The sequence below is a fragment of the Pseudomonas syringae pv. cilantro genome (genome assembly GCF_001293775.1).
Taxonomy (GTDB): Bacteria; Pseudomonadota; Gammaproteobacteria; order Pseudomonadales; family Pseudomonadaceae; genus Aquipseudomonas; species Aquipseudomonas syringae_P.
Genome location: NZ_LGLN01000033.1, coordinates 655,387 through 678,693 on the forward strand (window position 1 = coordinate 655,387; position 23,307 = coordinate 678,693).

General features: G+C 59.0%; 22 protein-coding genes and 1 pseudogene. 8 read left to right on the forward strand and 15 right to left on the reverse strand.

What is annotated here, in order from left to right; translation table 11 throughout:
- Positions 1-5 precede the first annotated feature (5 nt).
- The 5 genes from motD (at position 6) to ABJ99_RS09995 (ending at position 3,626) form a co-directional block, all read left to right on the forward strand.
- Positions 6-896: a flagellar motor protein MotD gene (motD, locus tag ABJ99_RS09975; protein WP_054085668.1), complete on the forward strand. Its 891-nt coding sequence runs from the start codon at positions 6-8 to the stop codon at positions 894-896.
- A 42-nt stretch (positions 897-938) separates the two neighbouring features.
- Positions 939-1,727, forward strand: coding sequence for a ParA family protein (locus tag ABJ99_RS09980; RefSeq protein ID WP_054080216.1), 789 nt, complete (start codon positions 939-941; stop codon positions 1,725-1,727).
- 75 nt (positions 1,728-1,802) lie between these two features.
- Positions 1,803-2,687 carry a CheW domain-containing protein gene (locus tag ABJ99_RS09985; protein ID WP_054085669.1) on the forward strand — a complete coding sequence of 295 codons (885 nt, stop codon included), beginning with the start codon at positions 1,803-1,805 and terminating at the stop codon, positions 2,685-2,687.
- A 57-nt stretch (positions 2,688-2,744) separates the two neighbouring features.
- The gene (locus ABJ99_RS09990; protein WP_007252116.1) at positions 2,745-3,224 is read left to right on the forward strand and encodes a chemotaxis protein CheW; all 480 of its coding nucleotides are present in this window, start codon (positions 2,745-2,747) and stop codon (positions 3,222-3,224) included.
- Positions 3,225-3,626: a DUF2802 domain-containing protein gene (locus ABJ99_RS09995; RefSeq protein ID WP_007252117.1), complete on the forward strand. Its 402-nt coding sequence runs from the start codon at positions 3,225-3,227 to the stop codon at positions 3,624-3,626.
- Between the two features lie 358 nt (positions 3,627-3,984).
- Here the strand turns inward: ABJ99_RS09995 and ABJ99_RS10000 are convergent, their stop codons facing one another.
- Together ABJ99_RS10000 and fnr are read right to left on the reverse strand one after the other, a co-directional pair.
- The gene (locus ABJ99_RS10000; protein ID WP_054085670.1) at positions 3,985-4,533 is read right to left on the reverse strand and encodes an adenine phosphoribosyltransferase; all 549 of its coding nucleotides are present in this window, start codon (positions 4,531-4,533) and stop codon (positions 3,985-3,987) included.
- Between the two features lie 61 nt (positions 4,534-4,594).
- The gene (fnr, locus tag ABJ99_RS10005; RefSeq protein WP_054085671.1) at positions 4,595-5,326 is read right to left on the reverse strand and encodes a fumarate/nitrate reduction transcriptional regulator Fnr; all 732 of its coding nucleotides are present in this window, start codon (positions 5,324-5,326) and stop codon (positions 4,595-4,597) included.
- 152 nt (positions 5,327-5,478) lie between these two features.
- On the opposite strand from fnr, the gene ABJ99_RS10010 reads away from it, so the two are divergent.
- The gene (locus ABJ99_RS10010) at positions 5,479-5,958 is read left to right on the forward strand and encodes a hypothetical protein (RefSeq protein WP_054085672.1); all 480 of its coding nucleotides are present in this window, start codon (positions 5,479-5,481) and stop codon (positions 5,956-5,958) included.
- Positions 5,959-6,026: 68 nt separating this feature from the next.
- Here ABJ99_RS10010 and ABJ99_RS10015 read toward each other — a convergent pair whose 3' ends face one another.
- The 11 genes from ABJ99_RS10015 to ccoN all read right to left on the reverse strand — a co-directional run bounded on the left by ABJ99_RS10015 (position 6,027) and on the right by ccoN (position 15,434).
- Entirely contained in the window at positions 6,027-6,710 is a 684-nt protein-coding gene (locus ABJ99_RS10015; RefSeq protein WP_054085673.1) for a sulfite exporter TauE/SafE family protein, read from the reverse strand.
- Positions 6,703-6,906: a cbb3-type cytochrome oxidase assembly protein CcoS gene (gene ccoS, locus ABJ99_RS10020; protein ID WP_054085674.1), complete on the reverse strand. Its 204-nt coding sequence runs from the start codon at positions 6,904-6,906 to the stop codon at positions 6,703-6,705. The genes ABJ99_RS10015 and ccoS overlap by 8 nt, the downstream gene beginning before the upstream one ends.
- Positions 6,885-9,335: a heavy metal translocating P-type ATPase gene (locus ABJ99_RS10025; RefSeq protein ID WP_375232674.1), complete on the reverse strand. Its 2,451-nt coding sequence runs from the start codon at positions 9,333-9,335 to the stop codon at positions 6,885-6,887. Before ABJ99_RS10025 ends, ccoS begins: the two co-directional genes overlap by 22 nt.
- 11 nt (positions 9,336-9,346) lie before the next feature.
- Positions 9,347-9,883 (reverse strand): FixH family protein, encoded by a 537-nt coding sequence (locus ABJ99_RS10030; RefSeq protein WP_054085676.1) that lies wholly within the window; start codon positions 9,881-9,883, stop codon positions 9,347-9,349.
- A gap of 10 nt (positions 9,884-9,893) precedes the next feature.
- Positions 9,894-11,312 carry a cytochrome c oxidase accessory protein CcoG gene (ccoG, locus tag ABJ99_RS10035; protein ID WP_054085677.1) on the reverse strand — a complete coding sequence of 473 codons (1,419 nt, stop codon included), beginning with the start codon at positions 11,310-11,312 and terminating at the stop codon, positions 9,894-9,896.
- 22 nt (positions 11,313-11,334) lie between these two features.
- The gene (locus ABJ99_RS10040; RefSeq protein WP_054085678.1) at positions 11,335-11,787 is read right to left on the reverse strand and encodes a type II toxin-antitoxin system VapC family toxin; all 453 of its coding nucleotides are present in this window, start codon (positions 11,785-11,787) and stop codon (positions 11,335-11,337) included.
- Entirely contained in the window at positions 11,787-12,038 is a 252-nt protein-coding gene (locus tag ABJ99_RS10045) for a type II toxin-antitoxin system Phd/YefM family antitoxin (protein WP_054085679.1), read from the reverse strand. Before ABJ99_RS10045 ends, ABJ99_RS10040 begins: the two co-directional genes overlap by 1 nt.
- 174 nt (positions 12,039-12,212) lie before the next feature.
- The gene (gene ccoP / locus ABJ99_RS10050) at positions 12,213-13,190 is read right to left on the reverse strand and encodes a cytochrome-c oxidase, cbb3-type subunit III (protein WP_054085680.1); all 978 of its coding nucleotides are present in this window, start codon (positions 13,188-13,190) and stop codon (positions 12,213-12,215) included.
- Positions 13,187-13,378 carry a CcoQ/FixQ family Cbb3-type cytochrome c oxidase assembly chaperone gene (locus tag ABJ99_RS10055; protein WP_054085795.1) on the reverse strand — a complete coding sequence of 64 codons (192 nt, stop codon included), beginning with the start codon at positions 13,376-13,378 and terminating at the stop codon, positions 13,187-13,189. Before ABJ99_RS10055 ends, ccoP begins: the two co-directional genes overlap by 4 nt.
- A 5-nt stretch (positions 13,379-13,383) precedes the next feature.
- Positions 13,384-13,992: a cytochrome-c oxidase, cbb3-type subunit II gene (ccoO, locus tag ABJ99_RS10060; protein WP_054085681.1), complete on the reverse strand. Its 609-nt coding sequence runs from the start codon at positions 13,990-13,992 to the stop codon at positions 13,384-13,386.
- Positions 13,989-15,434 carry a cytochrome-c oxidase, cbb3-type subunit I gene (ccoN, locus tag ABJ99_RS10065; RefSeq protein ID WP_054085682.1) on the reverse strand — a complete coding sequence of 482 codons (1,446 nt, stop codon included), beginning with the start codon at positions 15,432-15,434 and terminating at the stop codon, positions 13,989-13,991. Before ccoN ends, ccoO begins: the two co-directional genes overlap by 4 nt.
- A 333-nt stretch (positions 15,435-15,767) precedes the next feature.
- Here ccoN and ABJ99_RS10070 point away from each other — a divergent pair, with 333 nt between their 5' ends.
- Positions 15,768-16,454 carry an alpha/beta family hydrolase gene (locus ABJ99_RS10070; RefSeq protein WP_054085683.1) on the forward strand — a complete coding sequence of 229 codons (687 nt, stop codon included), beginning with the start codon at positions 15,768-15,770 and terminating at the stop codon, positions 16,452-16,454.
- Positions 16,455-16,729: 275 nt separating this feature from the next.
- On the opposite strand, the gene ABJ99_RS10075 is transcribed toward ABJ99_RS10070, so the two are convergent.
- The gene (locus tag ABJ99_RS10075; RefSeq protein ID WP_054085684.1) at positions 16,730-18,655 is read right to left on the reverse strand and encodes an Ig-like domain-containing protein; all 1,926 of its coding nucleotides are present in this window, start codon (positions 18,653-18,655) and stop codon (positions 16,730-16,732) included.
- Between the two features lie 72 nt (positions 18,656-18,727).
- Positions 18,728-20,593: a hypothetical protein gene (locus ABJ99_RS10080; protein WP_217997721.1), complete on the reverse strand. Its 1,866-nt coding sequence runs from the start codon at positions 20,591-20,593 to the stop codon at positions 18,728-18,730.
- Between the two features lie 1,076 nt (positions 20,594-21,669).
- On the opposite strand from ABJ99_RS10080, the pseudogene ABJ99_RS10090 reads away from it, so the two are divergent.
- Positions 21,670-23,253: pseudogene (locus ABJ99_RS10090) on the forward strand (autotransporter outer membrane beta-barrel domain-containing protein); the annotation flags it as partial.
- Positions 23,254-23,307: the final 54 nt, after the last annotated feature.

Genomic DNA, 23,307 nt, shown 5'->3' on the forward strand with positions numbered 1-23,307 from the left:
CGCACATGGCACGCCGTCGTCAGCCCGAAGAACACGAGAATCACGAGCGCTGGCTGGTGTCCTACGCCGACTTCATTACCCTGCTGTTCGCCTTCTTCGTAGTGATGTACTCGATTTCCTCGATCAACGAAGGCAAGTACAAGATCCTCTCTCAAGCGCTGGTCGGCGTGTTCAACGACACCGAGCGGACCATGAAACCGATCCCGATCGGCGAGCAGCGCCCTGTCTCGGTCAAACCTGCCGAGCCGTTGCTCAAGGACAGCGAGCAGACCGACGCCGGCATCGGCCAGGCTTCAGACGACCCGTTGCAGACCATTGCCCAGGACGTGCGCGATGCCTTCGGGGATTTGCTCAAGTCTGACCAGATGACCGTGCGTGGCAACGAACTGTGGGTCGAGATCGAGCTCAACTCCAGCATGCTGTTCGGCAGCGGCGATGCGATGCCCAGTGACAAGGCGTTTTCGATCATCGAGAAGGTGTCCGGGATCGTCAAACGCTTCGACAACCCCATCCATGTGGAAGGTTTCACTGACGACCAGCCGATCAACACGTCGCAGTTCCCCACCAACTGGGAACTGTCGTCGGCGCGCTCTGCCAGTATTGTGCGCATGCTGGCCATGGACGGCGTCAATCCGGCGCGTCTCGCCTCGGTCGGTTATGGCGAGTTTCAGCCGATTGCCCCCAATACCACGGCCGCCGGGCGCGCCAAGAACCGCCGCGTGGTGCTGGTGATCTCTCGAAATCTGGATGTGCGCCGCAGTCTGACCAGCGCCGGGACGGCCAATGTTCAGCCTGACGCCGCGTTGAAGCGTGCTGGCACACAAACTGCACCGGTGCCAGCAAAGCCGCCGGTACGCGCGAACGCCGTCAATTCTCCGTCACCCGTCCTCCAATAATCGTATCGGTATGCGCTTCGCTGTACGAAAGGAAAACATTCAATGAGAGTCTGGGCAGTAGCCAACCAGAAAGGTGGAGTCGGAAAGACCACCACGACCATTGCTCTGGCCGGTTTGCTGGCCGATGCGGGCAAGCGCGTGGTCGTTGTCGATCTCGACCCTCACGGCTCCATGACCAGCTATTTCGGGCATAACCCCGACGAACTGGAACACAGTGCCTTTGATCTGTTTCTGCACAAGGGCGCGGTGCCTGAAGGTTTGCCCGGTCAGTTACTGCTGCCGACCAGTGACCAGCGCATCTCACTGATCCCGTCGAGCACCGCGCTGGCCACGCTTGAGCGTCAATCGCCTGGCCAGAGCGGGCTGGGGCTGGTAATCGCCAAGAGTCTTGCCCAGTTATGGCAGGATTTTGACTATGCCTTGATCGACAGCCCGCCGTTGCTGGGCGTGCTGATGGTCAATGCGCTGGCGGCAAGCCAGCAACTGGCGATTCCGGTGCAGACCGAGTTTCTCGCAGTAAAAGGCCTGGAGCGCATGGTCAATACCTTGGCCATGATCAACCGCTCGCGCAAGGTGCCGTTGCCTTACACCATCGTGCCGACCCTGTTCGACCGTCGTACTCAAGCGTCGATGGGCACCTTGAAGCTTTTGCGTGACAGTTTTCCCGAGCATGTCTGGCAGGCTTACGTGCCGGTCGACACGCGCTTGCGTGACGCCAGCCGACTGGGGCTGACCCCGTCGCAGAATGACAGCAAGAGCCGTGGCGTGATCGCTTACCGGGCGTTGCTCAAGCATATGCTCGCCGAGCAGCTCAATGCTCAGGTGGCCTGACGTGAACGCCCACTCTTTCTGCACAGTTCGCTCAAGTGATCCCTCAATGCGGCCGATAACTCTATCAGGCTGCACATGCTTCATTTTTTGTTGGGTCCCGGTATGAACCGCCCTGTAGAAGTTGCAACACGACCCAAGCTGGCTTTGCAGTCTTATCTGGATGCATTGCTGTACGACGCTACGGAAGAGCTCGAAGAGCCCTCCGCCAGCATCGATGAATTTCAGGCCGCCGTGCTCGAAGAGCAGGCGTTCGACGCGCGGATGCAGGCGCAGCTCAAACCGGTGGCGGTTGCCGTCAAGGCAGCGACACCTGTTGCAGTGCCAGCGCCCGTGGTTGAAGTCGCTCCGGTGATCATTGCCGAAGCGGCGCCGGTCGAGGCATTAGAAGTTGAAACGGCGGAACCGACTGTGGGTCTGGTCGAGCCTGTCGCGGAGTTGAGCACACGGGTGACTCAGCGGACTCCCACGCCACCGCCGACCAGCGATGGTCGTCCGGCGTGGGCTGCAGAGCCGTTCGAATGCCTGTTGTTCGATGTGGCTGGCCTGACGCTGGCCGTGCCGCTGGTGTGCCTGGGCTCGATTTACCCGCTGGCGGGGCAGGAGCTGACGCCGCTGTTCGGCCAGCCGGACTGGTTTCTCGGGATTCTGCCCAGCCAGGCAGGCAACCTGAAAGTACTGGATACCGCGCGCTGGATCATGCCGGATCGCTATCGCGATGATTTTCGCCAGGGATTGCAGTATGTGATCTCGGTGCAGGGATACGAGTGGGGGCTGGCGGTGCATCAGGTGAGTCGCTCGTTGCGTCTTGATCCGAACGAGATCAAATGGCGCACGCAGCGCGGCCAGCGCCCATGGTTGGCGGGCACGGTGATCGAACACATGTGTGCGTTGCTGGACGTTGCAGAGTTGGCCGAGCTGATAGCCAGTGGCGCGGTCAAGCAGTTGAACAAGTCGAAATAATCATGGGTCTGCGCCAGAGGCGCTACCTGCAGAGAACACACGTGAGGGGTTGGGGTTATGAATAAGTCGTCTGCGCAAGGTTCCGAAGATCCGATCCTGCAATGGGTTACATTCCGTCTGGACAACGAGTCCTATGGCATCAATGTAATGCAGGTGCAGGAAGTGCTGCGCTACACCGAAATTGCCCCGGTGCCGGGTGCGCCAAGCTATGTACTCGGGATCATCAACCTGCGCGGTAACGTCGTGACCGTGATCGACACCCGTCAGCGTTTCGGTCTGGATCCGGTTGAAGTCAGTGATAACACGCGTATCGTGATTATTGAAGCCGACAAACAAGTGGTCGGTATTCTGGTCGACAGCGTGGCGGAAGTGGTTTACTTGCGTCAGTCCGAAGTCGAAACCGCACCGAACGTGGGTAACGACGAATCGGCCAAGTTCATTCAGGGCGTCTGCAACAAGAACGGCGAACTGTTGATTCTGGTCGAGCTGGACAAAATGATGTCTGAAGAAGAGTGGTCCGAGCTGGAGAGCATCTGATTGATCGTTGAGGTAGCTGTCGTCTTCCTGGGCATTCTCTGGGTCGTCACCCTGTTTTTGTTCCTGGCCCATACGAAGCGTCAGCGCAAGCTCGACGCAGCGCGTGACGAGGCGGCTGCCTTGCGTGATCAACGGATCAAGGAGTTGGCCAGGCGTCTGGACAACTACCAGAACGGCACGGTCCGCATGGGCGAGGCGTTGCACGAACTGCGTGCCACGGTTGCGCCGCTGCCTGACAAACTGACGGCACTGGAACAGCGCGATCCCTCCACGCTGTCCTTTGCCCAGGCCGCGCGCCTCGTCGGTATGGGCGCCAGCATCGACGAACTGACCCAATCCTGTGGCCTGACCCAGGCTGAAGCGCAACTGATGACCAAATTGCACGGCAACACGCCGAGCTAGTTCGTCGTCCTGCACAGCCAGCCAGTGACCATCGTGCCGGCGTTCTGCGTCGGTTCGCCGTTCTGGACGCTCCGTCTCCATTGTTCAACTATCGTGCGACGCGCCGCGTCGTCATGCCGTCTCGTGACGCTCTGCGTCACCTCTGTGCTGCAGCACCTTGTCATGCCTTGCTCATAAATAAGCGCTTTTCTACCGCGATGGCACTGACGACGCAGAGTGCGACGTAAGTGACGGCTGAGTCCTGGCGCTGATCCGGCGACCCCCGGATCAGTGNTCGCCGAGGGGTGAAAAGGTGCCTTGAGTCGAAAATAGATATCACTGAAATCGCAGAACCGCCGTGCAAAGTCAGCGTGCCGTCTTACTGCTCGTCCAGCGCAAATTCCGTCAGGCAGAACGTCGGGATCTGCAGGTCGTGCAGGCGTTTCGAGCCGCCCAGTTCCGGCAGGTCGATGATCGCAGCAGCCTCGTGAACCCTGGCACCCATGCGGCGGATCAGGTTGGCAGCCGCAATCAACGTGCCACCCGTGGCAATCAGATCATCGAACATCACCACCGAATCGCCGTCGCACAGGCTGTCTGCATGAACCTCCAGATAGGCTTCACCGTATTCGGTCTGATAACCCTCGGACAGCACGTCCGCCGGCAGTTTGCCCTGTTTGCGGAACAGCACCAGCGGCTTGTTCAACTGGTAAGCGACCACTGAACCAATCAGAAAACCACGTGCGTCCATGACGCCAATGTGGCTGAAGTCAGCTTCGATATAGCGCTGCACGAAGGCGTCGATCACCTGACGCGTGGCCTTGGGCGACTGGAACAGCGGAGTGATGTCGCGAAACACGACACCCGGCTTGGGGAAGTCTACGACCGGGCGTATCAGGGCTTTGAAAGTCGATTGATCGAAGGTCATCTGGGTGATCCATGGCAGTTTTGGCCGACAGTTTAAGCCCACCTGCCACAGATCGCACGCCTCAGGTGTGCATTGCACCGCCAGCCAGTGCGCACAACTCGACGGGCGCGAGGATGTGGATCTCTTTGCCGTCTGCACGGACCAGCTCGTTTTGCTGGAAGCGGGTGAACACCCGTGACACGGTTTCGACCGCCAGCCCCAGGTGATTGCCGATCTCGTTGCGCGACATGCTCAGCCTGAACTGATTGGCCGAAAAGCCTCGCGCCCGGAAGCGCGCCGACAAATTGACCAGAAAGGTGGCAATACGCTCGTCGGCGGTCTTTTTCGACAACAACAGCATCATTTGCTGGTCGTCACGGATCTCGCGGCTCATGACCCGCATCAGTTGCCGACGCAATTGCGGCAACTGAGCCGAAAGTTCGTCCAGGCGCTCGAACGGAATCTCGCAGACTGACGTGGTTTCCAGCGCCTGCGCCGAAACCGGGTAGGCCTCGGCGTCCATGCCCGACATGCCCAGCAGTTCGCTGGGCAGGTGGAAGCCAGTGAGCTGTTCATCACCCGAATCGCTGATGTTGAAGGTTTTCAGGGCGCCGGAGCGCACCGCGTACACCGATTCGAAGGTATCGCCCTGACGAAACAGAAACTCGCCTTTCTTCAGAGGGCGGCCGCGTTTGACGATCTGGTCAAGCGAGTCCATGTCGTCCATATTCAACGAGAGGGGCAAGCAGAGCGGAGCGAGACTGCAATCCTTGCAATGAGCCTGGGGTTGAGCGCGTTTTACTGGCTCGGACATCACTTAATTCCTTGTGGGAAATCACACATAGGTCGTAAGGGTAACTCACCCTTGCCAGATGCGGCCAGCTTCGAGGGTTAACTGTTTCATCAAGTTTCCGGGTGTGGTGCCGATGTACCTGTATCTCTCCAGCCGACTCAGGATGCCTTGCCATGTCAACGACCGTTCCGTTGATCAACAGCGTTACGATACGTCCCGCAACCGCGACGATCACCTACAGTCAGGCCGGCGACCAGAACCCCAATAACGTTGCCGAGGCGTCTGCTGGTAAAGCGAAGGGCATAGAGGTCAATCTTTCAGCCGAGGGCAAGGCTGCGGCGTCGTCAGGGTCGAGAGACTCGGATATCGAACAGAGCGGTCTTCCTTCGTCGGTGCAGAAAATCCTCAAGTCGATCCGCGAATTGCAGCGCAAGATGGAGGAAACCACCGATCAGATTCAGAAAGTCCTGGCCGACAGAAGCCTGACCCCTGAAGAGCGCCAGACCAAAGCCGGGGCGCTGCAAACCGTGCTGGGTACGTTACAGGCGCTGATGAGCAGTTCCACCGCTGATCTGTCGTCGCTGATGAACAGCCTGGGTTCCAGCAATAGCGACAAGACCTCCGCAGGTATGCTGGTTCTGGCCAAGATGTAAAGCGGCGACCCGGCCAAGAGTTAGAGGGTGCGCTCAATGCAGGAAGAATCTTGATAGGGGGGCGCGGCTCAGTGGCCCATCAGCCAGTGTTGATGCGGGCCCGGCAGGGTCCACAGGCCGAACACAATGACTAGCAGGCCTCCGGCCATGCGAATGCCGCGCCTGCGCAGCAGCGCGGTGGTGCGTTCGGCTGCAAGGCCCGTGGCCAGCAAGACAGGCCAGGTGCCCAGCCCGAACGCCAGCATCAGCAACGCGCTGTGCACAGGATTGGCCTGACTGGCAGCCCAGAGCAGCGCGCTGTAAACCAGCCCGCAGGGCAGCCAGCCCCATAACGCGCCCAACAGCAAGGCGCGGGGCAGGCTGGATACTGGCAGCAGGCGGCGGGCCAGCGGTTGCAGGTATCGCCACAGCCCACGGCCCAGACGTTCGATGTGTGTCAGACCGCTCCACCAGCCCGCCAGATACAGGCCCATGACGATGAGCAGTAGCGCGGCGGCGACGCGCAGGCCGGTTGCCAGCGGGCTTTGTGCAACCGCCCAGCCTGCCAGTCCGGACAGCGCACCCGCCAGCGTGTAGCTGCAAATCCGCCCCAGGTTATAGGCCAGCAGCAGGCGAAACCGACGGCTGCGCTGCTCCTGCGGGATGGCAAGGGTCAGTGCGCCCATCAGGCCACCACACATGCCCAGACAATGGCCGCCGCCCAGCAGGCCAAGAATCAGCGCCGAGAGCAGCAGTGGCGCGAGCTCAAGCATCGGGCTTCTCGTCGGGTCCGGTTCGGGGCCGTTGCGCTTCGACCTGATCGATTGCTGGCGGATCATCGAACAACACACTGTGTGCCGGACCTTCCATGTCGTCGTACTGGCCGCTGTCGACCGCCCAGAAGAACACGTAAATCGCGATGCCCACCAGCAGCAGGGCAGCAGGAATCATGATGTAGAGCGCGGGCATGAAACCTCCGAAGCCGATTGGGCTGATTGCGGCAGACGTGTCAGGCGCAGGGCATTGAGCACCACGATCAACGAGCTGACCGACATGCCGATGGCTGCCCAGATGGGCGTCACCCAGCCCAGCGCGGCAAACGGCAGCATCAGCCCATTGTACAGAGCGGCCCACACGAGGTTTTCGATAATGATCCGCCGGGTGCGGCGCGCGAGGTTCAGCGCGTCGATCAGCACCGGCAACCGATTGCACAGCAGCACCGCGTCGGCGCTGGTTTTGGCAAGGTCGGTGGCCGAGCCCATCGCCACGCTGATATCGGCGGCCGCCATGACCGGCACATCGTTGACGCCATCGCCGATCATCAGCACCCTGCGGCCTTGCGCCTGCAGTTGATGCAGCACGGCCAGCTTGTCGTCCGGGCGCATGCTTCCACGCGCGTCGTCGATGCCCAGCGCGTCGGCAACGCTGGCGACCATCGGCGAACTGTCACCGGACAGCATCAGCGTTCTCCAGCCGCGTGCCTTGCACGCCTGGACCAGCAAACCTGCGTCGGCGCGCAGAGCGTCATCGAGTACCAGCCATGCCAGTGGCCCTTGCGCATCGCCCAACAACAGCCACTGACCGGCTTCAGCGGGCGTGGCTGGCGCGCCGGTATGGCTCAGGGCGCAAACGAACGTCGGTTCGCCGATGCGCAAATGGCGTCCTCCGACATGCCCTTCAAGCCCCAGCCCCGGCAGATTGTGGACCTCTTCGGCAGGCTGCGGCGCCGGCCCGAAAGCGCGGGCAATGGGGTGTTCTGAGCGGTTCTCCAGCGCGGCCGCCAATCCCAGGCACTCATCGGCACTCAGCTCCCTCAGTGGCAGAATGCTGCGCAGTACCAGACGTCCTTCGGTCAGTGTGCCGGTCTTGTCGAAGATAACCGTGTCGATCCGGTTCAGGCCCTCCAGCACATGGCCTCGGGTCAATAACAGCCCGAGCCGGTGCAGCGTGCCGGTTGCTGCGGTCAGGGCGGTCGGTGTCGCCAGCGACAGTGCGCACGGGCAGGTTGCGACCAGCATCGCCAGTACAACCCAGAACGCACGCGCAGCGTCGATCTGCCACCAGACGACTCCGATCACAGCCGCCGCTACCAGTGAAAACAGCAGGAAAGCCTGCGCGGCGCGGTCGGCGATCTGCGCCAGTCTGGGCTTTTCGGTCTGCGCCCGCTCCAGCAGTCTTACAATCGCTGACAATCGGGTGGCGTCACCCAGCGCCGACACCTCGACGGTCAACGGGCTTTCGACGTTGAGTGTCCCGGCGGTGACGGCATCATGCTTGCCACGCGCTTGCGGCAGGTATTCGCCGGTCAGCAGCGACTCATCCACACTGGACTGGCCTGCAAGGATAATTCCGTCTGCCGGAACCACCGCACCGGGTTGCACCAGCACCCGATCAGCCAGACGCAGTTCGCTGAGCATGACGCGCTCGGTCTGACCTGCTTCATCCAGTCGCAGGCACGAGGCCGGCAGCAGGCTGACCAGTTGCGCGGTGGCCGCAGCCGTGCGCTCGTGGGCGCGACGTTCCAGATAACGTCCCGTGAGCAGAAACAGGGCGAACATGCCGACCGCGTCGAAATACAGCTCGCCGGTGCCGGTAATGGTGGTCCAGATGCCTGCGACATAAGCTGCGCCGATTGCCAGCGACACCGAGACATCCATCGTCAACTGATGGCTACGCAGGTCACGTAGCGCGCCGCGAAAGAACGGCGCGCAGCTGTAAAACACGATGGGCGTGGTCAGAAACAGCGCCACCCAGCGCAGGATGGTGTGCAGTTGCGGGCTGAGATCAATGTTGAATTCCGGCCAGGTCGCCATGGTGGCCATCATGGCCTGAAACCACAGCAGTCCCGCCACCCCCAGTTGCCGCAGCGCCAGCCGGTTGTCATGGGCCAGGCGTTCGGCCGCGCGGTCGGCCTGCCAGGGGTGAGCCACATAACCGATGGTGCGCAGCTCGTTGAGCAATTGGCTGAATCGCAGTTGTTCAGCGTGCCAGCGCACCTGAAGGCGATGGCTGGACAGGTTCAGGCGCGCCTCGGCGACGCCGGACAATCTGCCCAGCCGCTGTTCGATCAGCCAGCCACAGGCAGCACAACTGATGCCTTCGACCAGCAGCGTGGTTTCCGAAACAGCGCCCTCGTGGTGCACGAAGGGTGCCTGCACGTCGGGGCGGTCATAGAGTTTCAGTTCGTCCAGCAATTGGGCGGGCAGACGTTCCGGGTTGGCGGATGTCTGGCTGCGATGGCGGTAATAGCTTTCCAGCCCGCCAGCGACGATGGCTTCGACTACCGCCTGACAGCCGGGGCAGCACAGTTCGCGGGTTTCGCCCAGCACCCGCGTGGTAAAACCCTTGCCGGGCGGGACGGGCAGGGCGCAATGGTAACAAGGCGTGGGGCTGGACAGGGCGGGCACGGTCAGTTTTTCCGGCCTTGTGCGGCCTGTAGCGGTTCATCGCCGAGGATCAGGTCTTCGCGCCCGACCTGTTCTTCCTCGAACAGGCGCCAGGTCTGGCCACCTTCGATCCCCAGCAGTTCGACAAAACGGCGGCCCTCGACCTTGTCCTGCAACTGACCGACATAACGGCCAGGTTCGGACGCGCTGCGAGTCAGGAACACCCGACGGTCCCTGGCGGGCTGGGTCGGGGAAACAAGGTTCAGCTCAAGACGTTCCGGGCCGCTGTTGCCGCTCAGGCGCACCTCTGCTTCGCCGGTAAGCTCGTCCAGATGAACACGGGCACGCAGCTTGAGTGTCTGGGCCAGCACTTCGCGGTTGAGTGAGCGATTGATGCCTTTACCGGCTTCGTAATAGTTGTCGCTGACCAGATTGTCCGGATTGTTCACGGCAATGGCCACCATCGTCAGGCTCAGGGTTACCGAGCAGGTCAGGATCGCGATGATGACCCACGGCCAGAGATGCTTGTACCAGGGGCTTGAAAGGGCTGCAGCGGGCATGAGGGCACTCTTAACGAATAGTCGGTGGGCCGAGGAAGCTGCTTTTGGTTTCAATAAGCGTGTCGCCGTTATCGATGTCCTGGAGGGTGAACGTCACTTTGTTTCTGCTGGATGGCAGTTTCTCCTGCGCGCTGGACAACCCTACCGGCAGGCTGAAAATCTGGCCTGCCGACACCCTGATCTCACGCGGGCCTTGCAGTTGCAGATCAGGCAGGCCGCTGGCATTGAGCAGGTAGCTGTGATCGACCTGATCCTTGTTGATCACTTTCAGGCTGTAGACGTTTTCGATACGGCCTTCGGCATTTTCCCGGAACAGCATGCGGTCCCGGCTGATGTCCAGCCCCGCAAGAGGGCGCAGATAAAAAGCGCTGGCAAGCAGCCCGATCATCAACAGCAGGGCCAGCGCGTAACCGATCAGGCGCGGGCGCAGTGTGTGGGTGTGTTCCCCGGACAGATTGTGTTCGGTGGTATAGCGAATCAGCCCGCGCGGGTAATCCATTTTGTCCATGACCGTGTTGCAGGCGTCGACACATGCTGCGCAACTGATGCACTCCACTTGCAGACCGTCGCGAATGTCGATGCCGGTCGGGCAGACCTGCACGCACATCGTACAGTCGATACAGTCTCCGAGCCCGGCTGCCTGATGGTCGGCTTCTTTTTTGCGCGGCCCACGCGGTTCGCCGCGATCCGGGTCGTAAGAGATGATCAGTGTGTCCTTGTCGAACATCACACTCTGGAAGCGCGCATAGGGGCACATGTAGATGCACACCTGCTCGCGCAGCCAGCCTGCATTGAGGTAAGTGGCCAAGGTGAAAAAACCGACCCAGAAATACGCCCAGCCATCCGCCTCGCCGGTGAACAGGCTTATACACAAGTCGCGGATCGGCGAGAAATAACCCACGAAAGTCATGCCCGTGGCAAAGCCGATCAGCAGCCACAGGCTGTGTTTGGCGAACTTGCGCAGCAGTTTGCCGGCGCTCATCGGAGCATGGTCGAGCCTGATGCGCTGGTTGCGGTCGCCTTCGGTAACCTTCTCGCACCACATGAACATCCAGGTCCAGACGCTCTGCGGGCAGGTGTAACCGCACCAGACACGTCCGGCGTAAACCGTGATGAAAAACAGCCCGAAGGCCGCAACGATGAGAATCCCGGACAGCAGGATAAAATCCTGCGGCCAGAAGGTCGCACCGAAGATGTAGAACTTGCGCTCCGGCAGATTCCACCATACCGCCTGATGCCCGTTTCGATTCAGCCAGACCGTGCCGAAAAAGATCAGCAACAGCAGCGCACCGCCTGCCATGCGCAAATTACGAAACAGGCCTTTGAACGCGCGGGTGTGAATCTTTTCCCGCGCCGCGTAAAGCTCCACTGTTTCGCTGCCTCCACCGGGAAGCGGGGTGATGTCGTGGAGCGGAATCTGATTGCTCACTGAGGCATCCTGCGGCGAGGGCTCAACGTGCGTTGATCGAATAGCGGGCGGAGTCTTCGTTGAGCTGACTGACCCATGGATTGAGCAAAGCGACCCCGCACGATTGAAAATCTCCGGTGTTACGCGTCACCACGGTCATGCCGTGCACCAGTGCGGTGGCCGCGATCAGTGCGTCGCATTCGCTGCGTGGGTCGGACACGTGCAGCTGAGCGCAGCGCCTGGCTACATGAGTGTCGACTGCCAGTATGCGCCCGGCGAACGCTTTCAACACATTATGCTCCAGCCACAGGCGCAACGCCGCACCTTGGGTCGGGTCGCGGCGCTCGATGCGCAGAACGCCTGTTTCGAGTTCCAGCACCGTAATTGCTGAAATGAACAGGCTGGACGCCATGTGGTCCCTCGACCAGCGGACCACGTTGGTGTCGGCGTTGCGCTTGCGCAGTTCGGAGACCACGTTGGTGTCGAGCAGAAACATCAGGACAGATCCACAGGCCGGGGGGTGATAACCGCCCGTTGCGTCTCGAACTCGATATCGACGTCAGTCGGCATGATCAGCAGGTCGGCGATACTGACGGCGCCACCGGTCAGCTTCAGGTAATCCTCGATCGACAGCAGCACATGCGCGGGCCGGCCTCTGTCGGTGATGAACACCGGGCCTTCATTCGCGGCCTTCTTGGCCCCGCTGGTGTCCTGGTTGAATTCACGGCTGGAAAGGGTAGTCGTCATGCAAGCGACCTCCTGAGCGGATAGAGAAATTGGCGTGGCAATGAGCGAGTCTAGACTTGTAGAGATGTAACTACAATATACACAGTCTTTCAAATTGCAACAGCGCTTGCATCAGTCTGTGGGTTGCCGGCAGAGCGCGAACACGCGAAGCGTCGCTCGGCTTTGCCTGCGGGCTTACCGGGGCTCGGCCGGCTTGTCCTGTCGGGACAAACTGTAGACATACGCTGCCAGAATATGGACCCGGTCGTTGCCGAGCAGTGCCTGTTGCGCCGGCATCTGGCCCTGGCGACCGTCACGGATGGTTTGTTGCAATTGCGCATAACTCGATCCGTAAATAAAGGCGCGCGGATGCGTCAGATCAGGTGCACCCAGCAACGGCATGCCTTTGCCCTCTGGCCCGTGGCAGGCGGCGCACAGGGTGGTGAAGGTCTTCTGACCGGCAACCGGGTCGGCATCGGTGCCTTCCGGAAGCGGCCTCGCGTCCAGTCGGGTCAGCACGTAAGCCGACACATCACGCACGCCTTGTTCGCCCAGCGCGCCACCCAGCGCGGGCATCACGCCCATGCGCCCAGCCATGATCGACGTCTTGATCGCCTGAGCGTCGCCGCCCCAGCGCCAGTCCGCATCGGTCAGGTTCGGGAAGCCATAGGCACCTTTGGCGTCGGAGCCGTGGCAGACCGAGCAGTTGGAGGCGAACAGGCGCGCGCCGATTTTCAGCGCCTGCGGGTCTTTGGCGACTTCCTCGACGGGCATCGCCGCGTACTTGGCGAACAGCGGACCATAACGTGCTTCGGCAGTCGCGACCTCTCTTTCCCATTCATGGACACTGGTCCAGCCTTGCTGACCGTCGGAGAATGAAATTTTGCTGTCCTTGTCCCGGTACTCATAACCGGGCAGCAGGCCTCGCCAGTTGCCGAGCCCCGGGTACAGCAGCAAGTAGCCCAACGCAAAAACGAGGGTGGCAATGAACAGCTTGAACCACCAGCCGGGCAGCGGGTTGTCGTACTCCTCGATGCCGTCGAACGAATGGCCGACCTTTTCTTCGGTCGATTCCTTGCGCTGGCCTTTGCGTGTGCTCAGCAGCAGCCAGAGCATGGCGATCAGCGTACCCAGCGTCAGTACCGTGACATACAGGCTCCAGAACGTGCTCATGGCCTGTCTTCCCGTTCGGCACTGGCAGGCTCGACGTTGCTGGTTGCTTCAGGATCGTCGGCGAAAGGCAGCAGGGTCGCATCGTCGAACTGTGCTTTGCGCGCCGGGCTGAATACCCACAGCGTCAGACCGATGAACGCCAGCATCACCAACAGCGTGCCGAGGCCTCGAATCATTCCGATGTCCATCATGATCACCGCTTGCTCTTTATGAGAGTGCCGAGGCCTTGCAGATAGGCCACCAGCGCGTCCATTTCAGTCTTGCCCTGCACCGCGGCCGCGGCCCCGGCGATGTCGGCGTCGGTGTACGGCGTGCCGAGGGTGCGCAACACCTGCAGCTTCTTCGCGGTCTGCGTGCTGTCGATTTTGTTGACGGCCAGGAACGGATAGGCCGGCATGATCGAGGTGGGCACGAGGTCACGCGGGTTGTACAAATGCGCCCGATGCCACTCATCCGAGTAGCGCCCGCCGATTCTTGCGAGGTCTGGCCCGGTGCGTTTCGAACCCCACAGGAATGGGTGATCCCAGGCGCTTTCGCCCGCCACCGAATAGTGCCCGTAGCGCTCGGTTTCGGCGCGGAACGGACGAATCATCTGCGAGTGGCAACCCACGCAGCCGTTGGCAATGAACACGTCGCGGCCTTCCACTTCCAGCGCAGTGCGTGGCTTCATGCCTTCAATCGGCTGATTGGTCACGTCCTGAAAGAACAGCGGAACGATCTGGGTCAGGCCACCGATGCTGACGGCGATGACCATGAAGAACGCCAGCAGCCCGACATTTTTTTCGAGCGCATCATGCTTCATGAATGCGCTCCCGACACCGTGATCCGCGCGGCAGCTTGCGAAGCCTGCGGGTCGGCTGCGCGCACGGTACGCAGCACGTTGTAGGCCATCAACAGCATCCCGCTGGTGAAAATGGCGCCGCCGACTGCGCGCACGACGTAGCCCATATGGCTGGCCTGCATGGCTTCGACGAAAGAGTAAGTCAGCGTGCCGTCCTCACTGACTGCACGCCACATCAGGCCCTGGGTGATGCCGTTGACCCACATCGACGAGATGTACAACACGGTGCCGATGGTCGCCAGCCAGAAGTGTGCGTTGATCAGGCCGACGCTGTGCATGTGCGGGCGAGCGTAAAGTTTCGGGATCATGTGATACAGCGAACCGATGGTGATCATTGCCACCCAGCCCAAGGCCCCGGCGTGTACGTGGCCGATGGTCCAGTCGGTGTAGTGCGACAGCGAGTTGACGGTCTTGATCGCCATCATCGGGCCTTCGAACGTCGACATGCCATAGAAGGCCAGCGACACCACCAGAAAACGCAGAATCGAATCGGTCCGCAACTTATGCCAGGCGCCCGACAGGGTCATCATGCCGTTGATCATGCCGCCCCAACTGGGCACCAGCAGGATGATCGACATCACCATGCCCAGCGACTGCGCCCAGTCCGGCAGTGCGGTGTAGTGCAAGTGGTGCGGGCCGGCCCAGATGTACAGGGTGATCAACGCCCAGAAATGCACGATGGACAGGCGATAGGAATAGACCGGCCGCTCGGCCTGCTTGGGCACGAAGTAATACATCATCCCGAGAAAGCCGGTGGTCAGGAAAAAACCCACCGCATTGTGCCCGTACCACCACTGGATCATGGCGTCGGTCGCCCCGGCGTAGGCCGAATAGGATTTGAACAGGCTGACCGGCAACGAGATGTGGTTGACGATGTGCAGCATACCGGTCACGACAATGAACGCGCCATAGAACCAGTTGGCGACATAAATGTGCCGGGTCTTGCGGATGACGATAGTGCCGAAGAACACCGCGGCGTAGGCCGCCCAGACGATGGCCAGCAGGATTGCGATGGGCCATTCGAGCTCGGCATATTCCTTGGTGGTGGTGTACCCCATGGGCAGGCTGACGATTGCACCGATGATCACGGCCTGCCAGCCCCAGAAGGTGAAAGCTGCCAGAGCGTCGGAAATCAGGCGTGTCTGACAAGTGCGTTGCACCACGTAATACGAGGTGGCGAACAGCGCGCAACCACCGAAGGCAAAGATCACCAGGTTGGTGTGCAGCGGGCGCAGGCGTCCGAAGGTGGTCCACTCCAGCTCCAGATTCAGCCCCGGCCAGACCAGTTGCGACGCGATGAAAACGCCCAGCCCCATGCCGATCACGCCCCACACTACCGCCATGATGGCGAACTGGCGCACCACTTTGTAGTTATAGGCAGTCGGAGTGATTGCTGTGCTCATTGCAGACTTCCACAATTCAGAGGGTGACCAGAGACGTATTCGGATGCGGGCGATGCAGGCTCGGCGATCGCCCAACGGCAGACCGAAAGGGCAGGGGCAGGACCGGACGCCTGAGTGTTCAGACGCCGGGTGTTTGCAGCAGACCGTGCGCGACAAGCTTAACTTTGAAAGCGGGGTCTGGGAAGTCGTAGCCATCAGCTGCCCAGACTGGAATCCGCACTCCCGTGGCAGGCTGCGAAATACGCTTTCACCACCGTTTGCAGCCTCACGGAGCTGTTCGCGGTTTGGTTTATAGTGACGGGCTACTGACAGACTCCTCTGGATGAGACACGTATGAGCAAAGATTTACCGCCCGCCAGCAGCGATCAATGGTCACAGCAGGTTCGCGAGCGCGGCTGGCTATGGACAGCGGGGCAGCCGGTCGATGCGATGGAATCGCTGACCTTGGTCCTGGCGCACGGGGCGGGCGCGCCGATGGACAGTGCTTTCATGAATGACATGGCAGCGCACCTCGCGACACACGGCGTCAGCGTCCTGCGCTTCGAGTTTCCCTACATGGCCCAACGACGTCAGGGTGGCAGCAAGCGTCCGCCCAACCCGCAAACGCAGTTGCTCGACGGCTGGCGCGAGGTGTATGCAAGCGTGCGAAGTTCGATGACGGGACGGCTGGCGATCGGCGGCAAATCGATGGGTGGGCGCATGGCCAGTCTGATTGCCGATGAGTTGCAGGTCGCTGCGCTGGTTTGCCTGGGCTACCCGTTCTACGCCGTGGGTAAGCCGGACAAGCCACGTGTCGCGCACCTGGCAGCGCTCGAAACGCCGACGCTTATCGTGCAGGGCGAGCGCGATGCGTTGGGCGACCGGGAATCCGTCGAGGGCTACGTGCTGTCGGACGCGATCCGCGTGCACTGGTTGCCGACTGCCAATCATGATTTGAAGCCGCTGAAAATCGCCGGCGTCAGTCATGATCAGTGCCTGGCTGAATCCGCGCGGGAGATTGCCCGGTTCCTGCGCGCTTGAGTTCCGACGTTGTTCTCTACGCCAGGGTCTGTTCCCGTTTCATCGCGAGCTGCGTTACTCGACACTCATTTGGAACAACCAGACTTCGTNTCGTGTCTCCTGCCTTGCCTCGCGGCAAAACAGACTCCGACGCGGCCGCGATGAAACGGGAACAGACCCTAGAGCGGTGGCGGGAGGCGGTTTTGGCCGTTTGACGGCCTATCAATAATAAAAAGCAGGGCGTTGTCCTTGCGGATAACGCCCTGCCTGATGATCACCAGAGTTTCAGCAATCGTTTATTTGACACCGACGCCAAGCGCGCCATTGTGGCTCTTCAATTTGAAGTTTCCGCCGCTGACCATGTTCTTCACGTAGTACCAGTTCCATCCCCCGATCCCGGCGCTCGAGACGGTGGACGACCAGTAATTACCATTGCCCATCGGCCAGCGATTGCCGTAGGCAGAGTAAATCTCCACGAGCTCATGAATCGATGGAATCCTCGCACCGTTGTTACTCGCATTCTTGGCGATCTGACTGTAGCTGCCGCTGCCCACACCAAGGCAATGGATGACGCCGGTTACGCTGACCGGATAGCTTTTGCTGGCACCCAGGGCATCGGTCACTGTGATAGTCGTTGCACCTTTGCCTCGAACAGACACGAGCCCCTTGTTATCCACTTGCGCCACCAACGTATTGGCTGACTTATAAGTGTAGGGCGCCTTCCCGCCGCTGGCCTGGCGCTGGACGGTGGTGTTGGCCGGAAATTGTGGCAACAGATCCGGGTAACTCACCAGCAGGTAAACCTTGCCCGCCAGCTCGACAGGCGAGGTGTCGAACAGCAATTCCTGGCTGACGTTCAATTTCAAAGGCGCCGATACCTTGGGCGCCCCTGCGCGGGTAACGGCGTAGGTCACTGTGGCTGAGCCACCCGCAGTGGCACTGATCAGCGCTTTGGGCAGGTTGAACTGCAACTCGCTGCCCGTCGCAATTTGCGCCGCCGTGTCCTGACTGGACGCACCGCGCCAACTGACCACCACACTGTCCTGCGCGCCCATGCCCGGATAACTGACCCGCACCGTTGCGCCGCTGGCTGGAATCAGCGAAGGCGTGACCACGCCGTCTGCACCGACACTGTCCATGCGCGGCGCAGGCAACTCGGTCAGCCCGTCAAGAACTTGCAGGGCCAGCGTATCGGATACTTGCACCAGGCCGCTGGTACGATTGACGACGTAAGACACCGAAACCGTCTGCCCGGCGTTGGCTGATACCAGCACCGCGGCAAACAACACCTCCAGCGCTTTGCCGGCGTCAGCGCCGGTCAGCGTCCTCTCCTTGGTATCGCTGCCCTTCGGGCCCTGCCACTGCACGATGACCTGATCACCGGCCTTGAGGTTGGCGGCCGCGTCGATGACCACTGTGGCACCGGAAGAGGCGTTGCCAGGGTCAAGGGTATCGCCTGTGGCTTCTTTTATGGATGGAGTGGGGAGGGGAGTGATGGTCGCGAGCTGAAGCTGCACACTCAACGGCTCGGATTCCATGGAAAGATTTCCCGCAAGATCCGTGACCGTGTAATGGACCGGTGCCTCAATGTCGCCAATCCGTTCGAGAAACGGTCTGGCAAAATCGACCATCGTCCGTTTCAGCCCCATATCGTCCTTGCTCACCACCGCCGTCGGGCCTGGGATGTTATTCCAGTAAGTGCGGATGACGTCGCCTTCCTCCATGCCGTTATAGCTGGCGATGGTGCCGGAGAGGACGTTGCCCAGACTGTCGAGTTCTTCGGAGGTGAGGCCGTTCTGGATTTGTTTTGGAAAGATGATAGGGCCTATCAGAGGATTGCCGGGGGGGGTTTGGTCGACAATTACGTAAGAAAACCGAGAGTCATTTGTTGTTCCGTTTTCTAGCGTTTTCAGCCGATACGCAAGCCTGTGTTTACCTTCGGTCAGCGCGTCGATCGGAATGTAGGCAGTCAGGACTGTGCCTGGCAGTGTTCCCTTTTCAATCAGCTTCGCATCTCCGATAAGATTGTCGTCCCAAAGAAGTTGGTAGCTGATACCTTCCATTACGTTTGGCCAAGCCGGAAACGACACTTCAATTGGCGCACTTAACGCACTGACAGGCAATAGTCCATCGTCATTTACGCTGATCGCGACATTGGGTGCGATCAAGCTGTCCTCTTTTTCGCGAGGCGAGATCGGGGTGTTTTCTGATGTATTCATCATAAATAGTTTCCTTCAGTGGATGACAACGTCATCATGCTTCCGTGATGACGTTGTTAAGGTTTTTTTGTGTGATTAAGCGATCCAGGCACAGCCCGTTTGAGGCCAGCTCATATTGATTCTGACGCGCGTTATACGTGAGGTGGCTGGGCTTTGATTGCTGTCGCTACCGGGGATGACTTTAAAAGATGCCTCGCCATAGCCTTTGCATATACGCTTCAGGTTTTGTGCGGGTACCTTGAATGTATAGCCATTAATAACATCAGGACTGTCCAGTTCGCGCGCGTCCTGAAAGCTGGCTTCTTCAATTGGCATGTTGTTGTCGTCGAATGCCGTAAAGGTGAACTGCACGAGCTGATCTTTCTGGATATTCAAATAAGGGGCTACAAAAACGTCAGCCCCATCAGGGTTTTCAATCGGCCCGACAACACCTTGTCCGGTGGTGTTGAACGAGGGCCCTTGCAAACCTTCCACACCACCCGGTGTTTCATCTTTGGAACGTACAACTACATATTGGCTTTCAGAGCTGGACGCATTGGGATTTCCAAAGCGCGTGACTGCAAAACGTACAGGTATTTGTGCTCCAGTACCTTGCGCTTTCAAAATTGAATTGGGAATGGCAATGACCAGATCACGCTGATCCACAACATCGCTCGCTTTTATCTGATACCACTGAGAAAAGTTTTCTTGTCCCCAAGAAAGCGCCAGGCCGTCGCTGATCTCGAAACCTTTTTTCCAGGCAACAATGGCGCGGCCATTGAGCTCGTAATCGTCTTCATCGATGAAGTTGTCTTCGATGTTGGGGCTGGTCAGACTTGTGCCTTGAATGATCGGCGCTTCGATCACTTCCGGAACGGGCAAAGTGACGTTCACTTCCACCGCTCTAGCCAATGAGGACCCTACTTGCTCGCCTGCTCGATATACACTGTAAGTCACCTGAACAGCACCCTGCGGCATTGTTGCGATTGCTTCGTAAGGTACAAGAATTGAAAGGACGATTTCTGCCGCTTCGCTACCTTCCGGCAGCGGAAATGCCGCAGAGTTTTCATTGCCCCAGTGCAAAGTGATCAAGTCCAGAGGTGCCGCATCCGGATAGAGAGGTATACCGACTTCCACACCGGCTTTAGCTTCGGTGTAATCAATCAGGTTGCCCAGTGCGGGGTTGACCACAGGGGCAGGGTAGTCATTCGGCAGGCTTTCAAGCAGCAGGGTCAAAAACATGCCTAGAGAGCGGTCTGATTGATTGCCAGCGCGGTCAATGATGTCATAACTGACCGCTCCGTTGAATTTACCAAGGCTCTCCAGAAATGCTCTTGAATAGGTAATGATGACACGGTTAAACCCCATGTCGTCGGTCGTTACCACGGCGCCAGGACCCTCAGTATTACCCCAGTACGTGCGGATTACGTCGTGTTTGGCCATGCCGGTGTAGCCGCCGATTTCAACGCTCAGCTCATCGCCCAACAGTGTCAGTTCGTCCGAGGTCAGTCCGCCCTCTACCTCGGGTGGAAATTTGATAGGGCCAAGTTGAGGTCTGCCAGGCGGCGTCAGGTCCACCTCGACGCGGATAGAAAATGAATAGTTACCAGCGCCATTTTCGTGGTTGATCGCCAGGTACGCCAGGCTGTGTACGCCCTCAACAAGAAGCGCTGGGGGAATTATCAGAAAAAGAGGGTCACCCGGCTGATCGGTATCGAGAATGGTTTTAGCATCACCTACCAGTTTGTTATTCCAGTAGAGTTGATAGGTATCGTCTTCTACAGCCTCGCTCCAAACCTTAAGTTCCACAATAACCGGTTGCGTCAGTGCCGTCAGGGGGAGCAAACCTTCGTTGTCCTCATCATGGAAGGCCGCTCCAACAACAGGTAATGGCAGGTCGGGAGAAACTCCATGAATTACACGATAGTTGTGCTTGGATGAATGTTTTTTTGTTGCGTTCATTTATCATTCCTTTTTTATAGGCGCGAATTTCTACAGGCTCCCAAATAAATGGAAGTTTAATTCGCTTGCGATGTATTTCGCATTTAATAGCTAGATGAGTTAGGTAGGTTTTTGTCTAGCTGTATTTCAAGTAATCGTTTTTTCAAGCTCCTGTCAAGGGTGAGTTTGCTGCTTTCACGGCTTTTTTTTCTCCCGAGATATGTCTGAAAGTTGTAACGGTCAGCATTTTTAGCTTCTGTAGGATTTCTTTGAAGGTTGTAGTATTTTTCCTACTAGATTTTGAGATTTTCCTTCCTTTTCAAAAAGGCGTTGGCGTTATTATTGTCAGAATAATTTTGAAAGTATGGGGGCTCTTTTAATTGGGTGATGCTATGCGGCGGGAGAAAGTTGTGAGGCGATATGGTGCTAAAAGTAATCGAGTGATTTTAAGCGGTTTAACTTTTGTGGTTGGTTTAAGCAGCGCGGGTCGAGCGGAGTGGGTTCAGGCACAGCTGATGACGCCTGCCCCTACACCTGCAAATCTGTACGAAGCAAGCGATGAGCGTGCAGTTGTCGAAGACGAAATATTATATATAGATGGCACCTATGAGCCTGAAGATTATTTGGTCAATGATCGAGGGCTTCTTCAGCTTTCGGCAGGGGCAATCGTCGACAAGGTAAGAGTCCATTCAGCGCTCGCCACTGCCAGAATTGACGATTCTACTGTACGTGAAGGGCTAAATGTTTTAAGTGGTCGTGCCTATGTAAAAAACAGCAGAATTGACAATCTTGCAGATGAGGGGGTTGTTTCGTCGCTAATAATTACGCCTGCTTCCCTGTATGGCGCGTCCGTCGAGCTTCAAGACAGTATCGTGTCAGGGCAGGGGGCTGGCGGTCTAGTTGGCCCTTTGAGTGAGCTTTATGTGAGAGGGACCACCCTCTTTGGAAGTGCTGCAGGGACCCACGGTGAAGGAGTCCGGGTGTCAGGTGGAGCACTTTATGTAAGTGCTGGGAGTAGATTGGAAGGTGTTTACCGAGGTCTGTATCTAATCGACAACACTTATCGTCTTCCGGATGATATTAAGTTTTCAAATAGGGTGGTGATAGACGGATCAACGCTTGTAGGGTTGCAGGGGCCGGCCATTTTAGTAAAAACCGAAGAGTTCGGTACTGATATCAAAATAATCAACGGATCTTCGTTGGTCTCTGGCAACGGCAATCTCCTTGAAACCACAGGTGAAATGCAGACAGACTTTGAGGTCGACAACAGCACCCTCATCGGCAACCTGGTGGCTGATGACACCAGCACTTTGAACGTCACCCTGCAAAACGGCGCGCAGCTGACCGGCGACATTGTCAACGGTAACTCGTTGGCCATCACATCCGGCGGCCAGTGGCAGATGCAGGGTGACAACGCTGTCAAGTCGCTCGCCATGCAAGGTGGCAGTGTCGGGTTTGGCGGGCAGGGGTTTCACACGCTGTCGTTGAACGCGTTGTCCGGAACCGGCACGTTCGGCATGCGGGTTGATCTGAGCAATGGTGTGGGCGACCTCATCGACGTCAACGGTCAGGCCAGTGGCGAGTTCGGGTTGCGGGTACGCAACACCGGCGCAGAGGTGGTGGCGGCCGATATGGCGCCGCTTAAGGTGGTGCATACCGAGGGTGGCGATGCGCGGTTCAGCCTTTTGGGCGGGCGTGTTGATCTGGGGGCCTATTCGTATCTGCTGGAACAGCAGGGCAATGACTGGTTCATCGTGGGTAGAGACAAGGTCATAAGCCCTTCGACCCAGAGCGCTCTGGCGCTGTACAGCGCGGCACCGGCGATCTGGATGAGCGAGCTGTCAACCCTGCGCTCACGCATGGGCGAGGTTCGTGCCAGTGGCAGGGCGGGTGGCTGGATGCGCGCCTATGGCAACCGGCTCAATGCGACGACCAGTGACGGCGTCGACTATCGACAGAAGCAAAGTGGTCTGTCGCTGGGCGCCGATGCGCCGATTGAGGTCAGCAACGGACAATTGCTGGTCGGTGTGTTGGGGGGTTACAGCACGTCCGCTCTGGACTTGAGCCGTGGCACGACAGGGAAAGTCGACAGCTACTATGCGGGCGCTTACGGCACCTGGCTATCTGACGATGGTTACTACGTGGACGGCGTGCTCAAGCTCAACCGTTTTCGCAACAAGGCAGACGTTGCCATGAGCGATGCGAGCAAGGCCAAGGGTGACTACAGCAACACGGGTGTCGGTGGCTGGCTGGAGGTCGGTCGCCATATCGAGCTGGCGGATGACTACTTTCTTGAGCCGTTTGCCCAACTGTCCACTGTGGTGGTTCAGGGCCAGGAGCTACGCCTGGATAACGGTATGAAAGCGAAGAACGATCGTACTCAGTCGGTGCTGGGTAAAGTCGGCACGTCGCTGGGGCGAACGGTCTCGCTCAAGGACGGCGGGATGTTGCGCCCTTACGTTCGGGGCGCTGTTGCTCAGGAGTTTTCACGTCGTAATGAAGTGAAGGCCAATGACGTGACGTTCGATAACAGCCTGTTCGGCTCGCGTGCCGAACTGGGTGCCGGGGTGTCGGTTTCCCTGACGGAGCGTTTGCAGGTGCACGCCGACTTCGACTACATGAAGGGCAAGCACATCGAGCAACCGTGGGGTGCCAATGTCGGGCTGCGCCTGGAGTTCTGATCCAGACACGCCGACACCTGCGTAACAAAGGCCCCCGGTGAGCGATCACCGGGG

What these genes read in the sequence shown, in the direction of transcription:
- motD (WP_054085668.1), top strand. Translation starts at nt 6, where the DNA reads ATGGCACGCCGTCGTCAGCCCGAAGAACACGAGAATCACGAGCGCTGG.
- ABJ99_RS09980 (WP_054080216.1), top strand. Translation starts at nt 939, where the DNA reads ATGAGAGTCTGGGCAGTAGCCAACCAGAAAGGTGGAGTCGGAAAGACC.
- ABJ99_RS09985 (WP_054085669.1), top strand. Translation starts at nt 1,803, where the DNA reads ATGCTTCATTTTTTGTTGGGTCCCGGTATGAACCGCCCTGTAGAAGTT.
- ABJ99_RS09990 (WP_007252116.1), top strand. Translation starts at nt 2,745, where the DNA reads ATGAATAAGTCGTCTGCGCAAGGTTCCGAAGATCCGATCCTGCAATGG.
- ABJ99_RS10000 (WP_054085670.1), bottom strand. Translation starts at nt 4,533, where the DNA reads ATGACCTTCGATCAATCGACTTTCAAAGCCCTGATACGCCCGGTCGTA.
- fnr (WP_054085671.1), bottom strand. Translation starts at nt 5,326, where the DNA reads ATGTCCGAGCCAGTAAAACGCGCTCAACCCCAGGCTCATTGCAAGGAT.
- ABJ99_RS10010 (WP_054085672.1), top strand. Translation starts at nt 5,479, where the DNA reads ATGTCAACGACCGTTCCGTTGATCAACAGCGTTACGATACGTCCCGCA.
- ABJ99_RS10015 (WP_054085673.1), bottom strand. Translation starts at nt 6,710, where the DNA reads ATGCTTGAGCTCGCGCCACTGCTGCTCTCGGCGCTGATTCTTGGCCTG.
- ccoS (WP_054085674.1), bottom strand. Translation starts at nt 6,906, where the DNA reads ATGCCCGCGCTCTACATCATGATTCCTGCTGCCCTGCTGCTGGTGGGC.
- ABJ99_RS10030 (WP_054085676.1), bottom strand. Translation starts at nt 9,883, where the DNA reads ATGCCCGCTGCAGCCCTTTCAAGCCCCTGGTACAAGCATCTCTGGCCG.
- ABJ99_RS10040 (WP_054085678.1), bottom strand. Translation starts at nt 11,787, where the DNA reads ATGTTTCTGCTCGACACCAACGTGGTCTCCGAACTGCGCAAGCGCAAC.
- ABJ99_RS10045 (WP_054085679.1), bottom strand. Translation starts at nt 12,038, where the DNA reads ATGACGACTACCCTTTCCAGCCGTGAATTCAACCAGGACACCAGCGGG.
- ccoP (WP_054085680.1), bottom strand. Translation starts at nt 13,190, where the DNA reads ATGAGCACGTTCTGGAGCCTGTATGTCACGGTACTGACGCTGGGTACG.
- ABJ99_RS10055 (WP_054085795.1), bottom strand. Translation starts at nt 13,378, where the DNA reads ATGGACATCGGAATGATTCGAGGCCTCGGCACGCTGTTGGTGATGCTG.
- ccoO (WP_054085681.1), bottom strand. Translation starts at nt 13,992, where the DNA reads ATGAAGCATGATGCGCTCGAAAAAAATGTCGGGCTGCTGGCGTTCTTC.
- ccoN (WP_054085682.1), bottom strand. Translation starts at nt 15,434, where the DNA reads ATGAGCACAGCAATCACTCCGACTGCCTATAACTACAAAGTGGTGCGC.
- ABJ99_RS10070 (WP_054085683.1), top strand. Translation starts at nt 15,768, where the DNA reads ATGAGCAAAGATTTACCGCCCGCCAGCAGCGATCAATGGTCACAGCAG.
- ABJ99_RS10075 (WP_054085684.1), bottom strand. Translation starts at nt 18,655, where the DNA reads ATGATGAATACATCAGAAAACACCCCGATCTCGCCTCGCGAAAAAGAG.
- ABJ99_RS10080 (WP_217997721.1), bottom strand. Translation starts at nt 20,593, where the DNA reads ATGAACGCAACAAAAAAACATTCATCCAAGCACAACTATCGTGTAATT.